At 54.7% G+C, this 7,297-nt stretch carries 5 protein-coding genes; all 5 read left to right on the forward strand.

Annotated features, from left to right (window positions below; genetic code table 11):
* Positions 1-80 precede the first annotated feature (80 nt).
* The 5 genes from QKW35_RS17175 (at position 81) to prpF (ending at position 7,032) form a co-directional block, all read left to right on the forward strand.
* Positions 81-794, forward strand: coding sequence for a GntR family transcriptional regulator (locus QKW35_RS17175; protein ID WP_282355127.1), 714 nt, complete (start codon positions 81-83; stop codon positions 792-794).
* On the forward strand, positions 787-1,680 hold the full coding sequence (prpB, locus tag QKW35_RS17180; protein WP_282355130.1) for a methylisocitrate lyase: 894 nt from the start codon (positions 787-789) through the stop codon (positions 1,678-1,680). Before QKW35_RS17175 ends, prpB begins: the two co-directional genes overlap by 8 nt.
* A 73-nt stretch (positions 1,681-1,753) precedes the next feature.
* Entirely contained in the window at positions 1,754-2,881 is a 1,128-nt protein-coding gene (gene prpC / locus QKW35_RS17185; protein WP_282355132.1) for a bifunctional 2-methylcitrate synthase/citrate synthase, read from the forward strand.
* A 147-nt stretch (positions 2,882-3,028) separates the two neighbouring features.
* Positions 3,029-5,635 (forward strand): Fe/S-dependent 2-methylisocitrate dehydratase AcnD, encoded by a 2,607-nt coding sequence (gene acnD, locus QKW35_RS17190; RefSeq protein WP_282355134.1) that lies wholly within the window; start codon positions 3,029-3,031, stop codon positions 5,633-5,635.
* A 200-nt stretch (positions 5,636-5,835) separates the two neighbouring features.
* Positions 5,836-7,032: a 2-methylaconitate cis-trans isomerase PrpF gene (prpF, locus tag QKW35_RS17195; RefSeq protein WP_282355137.1), complete on the forward strand. Its 1,197-nt coding sequence runs from the start codon at positions 5,836-5,838 to the stop codon at positions 7,030-7,032.
* Positions 7,033-7,297: the final 265 nt, after the last annotated feature.

The raw sequence follows: 7,297 nt of genomic DNA on the forward strand, positions 1-7,297 counted from the left end.
GAGTTGACGGCCAATTTTTAGGCAGCTATCGTTAACTTACATCAAGATTGTCGACAATCTTCAATCTGAAAAGGGTTGTTATGACAGATAAAGCAGTAGTTACTCCGTTTGAGCCAGAATCACGCACATTAGCGGATCGCGTTTGCGAAAAGATCGTTGATGCCATCGTGAAGGGTGACATTCCTCCGGGTTACAAAATCAGTGAGCCGGAACTGGCGCGAACCTACGGGATTAGCCGTGGTCCGCTGCGCGAAGCGATTCGTCGCCTGGAAGGGTATCGACTGGTGGAGCGCAAACCTCATGTAGGTGCGCGTGTTGTCAATTTGTCGGCAAAGGAACTGATAGAGATCTATCACGTTCGCGAAGCACTTGAAGGTATGGCGTGCCGCCTGGCGGCAGAACATATGCCTCAGGATGAGATCGACGCACTGCGTCAGCTGCTCGATGAGCATGAACGCAATGTGGCCGAACTGGACGGACGTTCCTATTTCCAGAAAGAGGGTGATCTGGATTTCCACCACCGCATCGTTAAAGGCAGCAAGAACGAAAAGCTGCTGGAGGTGTTGGGCGGTGAGCTGTATCACCTGGTTCGTATGTACCGATACAAATTCAGCGTTTCCAGCTCTCGACCAAAACGTGCATTGAAGGAACACCGCCAGATTGTCGACGCAATCGAGTCGCGTGATCCTGAACTGGCAGAGATGCTGATGCGTCGCCACATTGGCGCTGCACGCAAGAACATCGAAGGCAAACTAAACGCTTCAACAGAAACCAACGGGGATAATCATGGCTGAAAAACTGACCGCAGGCGGACGTTTCCGCAAAGCACTGGCTGAGACCCAGCCTCTGCAGATCGTAGGTACCACCAACGCATACCACGCAATGATGGCTGAGCGCGTTGGTCACCAGGCTATCTACCTGTCTGGCGGCGGCGTTGCTAACCACTCTTACGGCCTGCCGGATCTGGGTATGACCTCCATGAACGATGTGCTGGCAGACGTTAGCCGCATCACCAGCGCTGTTGAAACGCCGCTGCTGGTCGACATCGACACCGGTTGGGGTGGTGCGTTCAACATTGCACGTACCGTTAAAGAGATGATCAAAGCAGGCGCGGCTGCCGTTCACCTGGAAGACCAGGTTGCACAGAAGCGTTGTGGTCACCGTCCAAACAAAGAGATCGTATCCCTGGAAGAGATGGTTGATCGCGTAAAGGCTGCAGCTGACGCAAAAACCGACGACGACTTCTTCATCATTGCGCGTACAGATGCGTTCCAGATGGAAGGCCTGAATGCGGCGGTTGATCGTGCGCAGGCATGTCTGGAAGCGGGTGCTGACGGTATCTTCGCCGAAGCGGTTCATACGCTGGAAGACTACAAAGCTTTCTCTGATGGTATCAACGGCGGTCACCTGCTGGCGAACATCACTGAGTTCGGCGCGACGCCACTGTTCAACAAGGCTGAGCTGGCTGAAAACGGCGCAACCATGGTGCTGTACCCACTGTCTGCTTTCCGTGCAGCCAACAAAGCGGCGCTGAACGTGTATGAGCACATTCTGAAAGACGGTGACCAGAAAGCGGTTGTCGACACCATGCAGACCCGTATGGAACTGTACGATTTCTTGAACTACCACGACTTCGAGCAGAAGCTGGACGCGCTGTTCGCAGAAGGTAAGAACAAGTAAGCATTTCCAGGTAGTCCGAATAATAACGTATGAAGCGGGCCGAAAGAGCCCGCCCTGATCTAAGGAGCACAACATGGCTGAGAAGAAACTAGGCGGCGCAGGCCTGCGTGGTCAATCCGCTGGTGAAACTGCACTTTGTACTGTTGGTAAAACCGGTGCTGGCCTGACCTATCGTGGTTACGACATCAAAGAACTGGCTGACAAGGCGCAGTTCGAAGAAGTAGCTTACCTGCTGCTGTACGGCAAACTGCCTAACCAAGCTGAACTGGACGCGTACAAAGCGAAGCTGAAAGGTATGCGGGCACTGCCGGACGCACTGAAAGTGGTTCTGGAACAGATTCCTGCCGATGCTCATCCAATGGACGTTATGCGTACTGGTTGCTCCATGCTGGGTAACCTGGAAGAGGAGAAAGATTTCTCCGAGCAGCACGATCACATCGACCGTATGCTGGCGATCTTCCCGGGTCTGATCAACTATTGGTACAACTTCACCCACAACGGTATCCGCGTTGAGGTTGAAACTGACGCTGACTCCATCGCGGAACAGTTCCTGTGGACCCTGCACAACAAGAAACCTGAGCCTCTGCACGTTCAGGTAATGCACGCGTCCCTGATCCTGTACGCTGAGCACGAGTTCAACGCATCCACCTTCACTGCACGTGTATGTGCGTCCACCCTGTCTGATATTCACAGCTGTGTGACCGGTGCGATCGGTTCCCTGCGTGGTCCACTGCACGGTGGTGCGAACGAAGCCGCAATGGACATGATCCAGAACTGGCGTTCTGCTGACGAAGCTGAAGATGCGATCATGGGTATGCTGGCACGCAAAGACAAGATCATGGGCTTCGGTCACGCAATCTACCGCGAGTCTGACCCACGTAACGCGATCATCAAGCAGTGGTCCAAAAAACTGTCTGAGCAGGTGGGTGACGAGTACCTGTACGCAGTTTCCGAGCGTGTAGAAGCGGTTATGTGGCGCGAGAAGAAACTGTTCTGTAACGCAGACTTCTTCCACGCATCTGCATACAACTTCATGGGTATCCCAACCAAGCTGTTTACCCCGATCTTTGTATGTTCCCGCGTAGCTGGCTGGACTGCTCACGTTATGGAGCAGCGGGCCAACAACCGCATCATCCGTCCATCTGCTGACTACACCGGTCCTGAGTCTGCAGAGTGGGTAGCGATTGAAGATCGTCCATAAGGTTAAGGCGCAACGCCGCTAGCCTCAGAGGTGTGGTTTGTTTATCCAGGCCGCACCTCCACAAGAACACATATCAGGAAACGGGACGTCCAGTTTCGCCTGCGTCCGGTTTTCATCCCTGAACACAATTCTCTCGTGGGTTAAGTTATGAACACTGCATACCGCAAACAATTAGCCGGCACTCAGGTCGACTACTTCGACACGCGTGAGGCGGTCGAAGCGATCGAGCCGGGCTCCTACGCTAAGCTGCCGTACACCTCCCGTGTACTGGCTGAGCAGCTGGTTCGCCGCTGTGAGCCTGAAGCGCTGACCGACTCCCTGAAACAGCTGATCAACCGTCAGCGTACCCTGGACTTCCCATGGTACCCGGCACGTGTAGTGTGCCATGACATCCTGGGCCAGACCGCATTGGTAGACCTGGCAGGTCTGCGTGACGCGATTGCCGATCAGGGGGGGGACCCATCCAAGGTAAACCCGGTTGTGCCTACGCAGCTGATCGTTGACCACTCCCTGGCTGTAGAAGCACCGGGTTTCGATCCGGATGCGTTCGAAAAGAACCGCGCGATCGAAGACCGTCGTAACGACGACCGTTTCCACTTCATCGACTGGTGTAAAACTGCGTTTGATAACGTAGACGTTATCCCGGCCGGTAACGGCATCATGCACCAGATCAACCTGGAGAAGATGTCTCCGGTGATCCAGAACCGCGACGGCGTTGCTTACCCGGATACCTGTGTCGGTACCGACTCCCACACGCCACACGTTGATGCACTGGGTGTAATTGCGATCGGTGTGGGTGGTCTGGAAGCAGAAACCGTCATGCTGGGTCTGCCATCCATGATGCGTCTGCCGGACATCGTAGGCGTTAAGATTGTTGGCGAACGTCAGCCGGGCATCACTGCAACCGATATCGCACTGGCGATGACTGAGTTCCTGCGTAACGAGAAAGTCGTTTCTGCATACCTGGAATTCTTCGGCCCGGGTGCGAAGACCCTGTCTATCGGTGACCGTGCGACCCTGTCCAACATGACGCCTGAGTACGGTGCGTCTGCCGGTATGTTCTACATCGACGAACAGACCATCGACTACCTGAAGCTGACCGGTCGTGAGCCAGAGCAGGTTGCACTGGTAGAGCAGTACGCGAAAGAGACCGGCCTGTGGGCTGACGATCTGGAAAACGCTGAATACGAGCGCGTGCTGGAATTCGATCTGTCTACCGTTGTTCGTAACATGGCGGGTCCTTCCAACCCGCACCGTCGTCTGCCAACCACTGCGCTGACTGAGCGTGGCATCGCAGGTGAAGAGATGCTGGCGGCAGCCAAAGCTGAAGAAGCTGAAGGCCTGATGCCCGATGGCGCGGTAATCATCGCGGCGATCACCTCCTGTACCAACACCTCCAACCCACGCAACGTTGTTGCTGCAGGTCTGGTTGCTAAGAAAGCGAACGAGCTGGGTCTGGTTCGTAAGCCTTGGGTTAAGACCTCCTTCGCACCGGGTTCTAAAGTTGCAAAACTGTACCTGGAAGAAGCGGGCCTGCTGCCTGAACTGGAAAAACTGGGCTTCGGTATCGTTGCATACGCATGTACGACTTGTAACGGTATGTCCGGTGCACTGGATCCGGTAATCGAGAAAGAAGTGGTTGAACGCGACCTGTACGCGACTGCTGTACTGTCCGGTAACCGTAACTTCGACGGCCGTATTCACCCACACGCTAAGCAGGCATTCCTGGCATCTCCTCCGCTGGTAGTGGCTTACGCGATCGCAGGTACTGTACGTTTCGATATCGAAAACGACGTACTGGCTGTGGTTGATGGCAAAGAGATCACTCTGAAAGATCTGTGGCCATCCGATGAAGAGATCGACGCAATCGTAGCGAAGGCGGTTAAGCCTGAACAGTTCAACCAGATCTACATCCCAATGTTCGATCTGGGCGACGTAGAGCGCGCTGAAAGCCCGCTGTACGACTGGCGTCCAATGTCTACCTACATCCGTCGTCCTCCTTACTGGGAAGGTGCACTGGCAGGCGAACGTACCATGAAAGGTATGCGTCCACTGGCGGTACTGGGTGACAACATCACCACCGACCACCTGTCTCCATCCAACGCAATTCAGGCGTCCAGTGCGGCAGGTGAGTACTGCGCGAAGATGGGTCTGCCGGAAGAGGACTTCAACTCTTACGCAACGCATCGTGGTGACCACCTGACTGCTCAGCGTGCGACTTTCGCGAACCCTAAACTGCTGAACGAAATGTGCCGTGACGAAAATGGTGAAGTGAAGCAGGGTTCCCTGGCACGTATCGAGCCGGAAGGCACCGAAAGCCGCATGTGGGAAGCGATCGAAACCTACATGGAGCGTAAGCAGAACCTGATCATCGTAGCAGGTGCTGACTACGGTCAGGGTTCCTCCCGTGACTGGGCTGCGAAAGGTGTACGTCTGGCAGGTGTTGAAACCATCGTTGCTGAAGGTTTCGAACGTATCCACCGTACCAACCTGGTAGGTATGGGTGTACTGCCGGTTGAGTTCAAGGCTGGTGATACCCGTAACACCTACGGCATCGACGGTACAGAGACATTCGACATCGTGGGCGACATCTCCCCACGTTGTGACCTGACTCTGATCATCAACCGTGCCAACGGCGAGAAGGTTGAAGTACCTGTAACCTGTCGTCTGGATACTGCGGCCGAAGTGAATGTCTACAAAGCGGGCGGTGTACTGCAGCGTTTCGCGAAAGACTTCCTGGCGAGCGAAGCGTAAGGCTTAGCCGCTAGTCTGACGGGCACCGGAACAGGGTGCCCGTCATCTCTCCCGAGAGCGTTTAACTACCATCACGTAATGCGTGATCGCAGTTAAGGGTTTTCACCTTCAAAGAGTAGGGTGCAATAGCGCAGCGTATAGCACCACACAGGCCAGCGAAGGCCTGGCAGAACCAAACTTACGAAACAGGACAAGATCCCATGGCACACGTACCTCAGATTAAGATCCCTGCTACTTACATCCGTGGTGGCACCAGTAAAGGTGTTTTCTTCCGTCGTCAGGACCTGCCAGCAGCGGCGCAGGAGCCGGGTGAAGCACGCGACAAGATTCTGATGCGTGTGATCGGCAGCCCTGATCCATACGGTCAGCAGATCGATGGCATGGGTGGTGCGACCTCCAGTACCTCCAAAACCGTCATCCTGGATAAAAGCACTGTGCCAGACCACGATGTGGACTACCTGTTCGGTCAGGTAGCAATCAACAAAGCGTTTGTCGATTGGTCCGGTAACTGCGGTAACCTGACTGCAGCGGTAGGCGCATTCGCGATCTCCGGTGGTCTGGTAGATCCTGAGCGCATCCCTGAAAATGGCATCTGCACTGTACGTATTTGGCAGAAAAACATCAAAAAGACCATTATCGCCCACGTACCGATCACCAACGGTGAAGTACAGGAAACCGGTGACTTCGAACTGGACGGCGTAACCTTCCCTGCGGCGGAAGTCGTGATTGAGTTTATGGACCCGGCTGATGGCGAAGGCTCCATGTTCCCAACCGGTAACCTGGTTGACGAACTGGAAGTGCCAGCCTTTGGTGACAAGCCAGCGGCAACCTACAAGGCCACCATGATCAATGCCGGTATCCCAACCATCTTCGTGAACGCGGCTGATATCGGTTACACCGGTACCGAGTTGCAGAAAGACATCAACGGCGATGCCGATGTGTTGGCATGGTTCGAACACGTTCGTGCCCACGGCGCAGTGAAAATGGGCCTGATCCAGAACATCGATGAAGCGGTTGCGCGTCAGCACACGCCTAAGATCGCCTTCGTTGCACCGGCAACCAACTACGAAGCATCCAGCGGCAAGCAGATCTCTGCTGATGATATCGACGTGTGTGTACGTGCTCTGTCCATGGGCAAACTGCACCACGCCATGATGGGCACCGCATCCGTAGCGATCGCAACTGCAGCGGCAGTGCCAGGCACGCTGGTGAACCTGGCAGCTGGTGGCGGCGAACGTGAAGCGGTAACCTTCGGTCACCCGTCCGGTACCCTGCGCGTCGGTGCAGCGGCAGAAGAGAAAGAGAATGGCGACTGGACTGCGAAGAAAGCGGTCATGAGTCGCAGCGCCCGTGTCGTTATGGAAGGTTTCGTTCGTATCCCAGGCGATACGTTTTAAGGATCAATCGTAAAGAGCTCTGATTGGAGTAACCAAAGCGTGTGGTGGATTTTCCTATCATGATCCACCACGCAGTTGCTTCGTTGACCCCGCCCAGGCGGGGTTTTTTTATGTCCCTTGTTCACTGGTATGAACGGTGCAACATAGTCATTACTATAGTGGTTCATTGAACTGTAAACCTCCCCTAAAATAGCGGCATCCACATTTAGAGTTCTCCGGCGTACACTACGCCAATACGGAGAGCTAACAATGAAGAAATCACGCT

The sequence above is a fragment of the Pontibacterium granulatum genome, from assembly GCF_029961155.1.
In the GTDB taxonomy this organism is placed as follows: domain Bacteria; phylum Pseudomonadota; class Gammaproteobacteria; order Pseudomonadales; family Balneatricaceae; genus Pontibacterium; species Pontibacterium granulatum.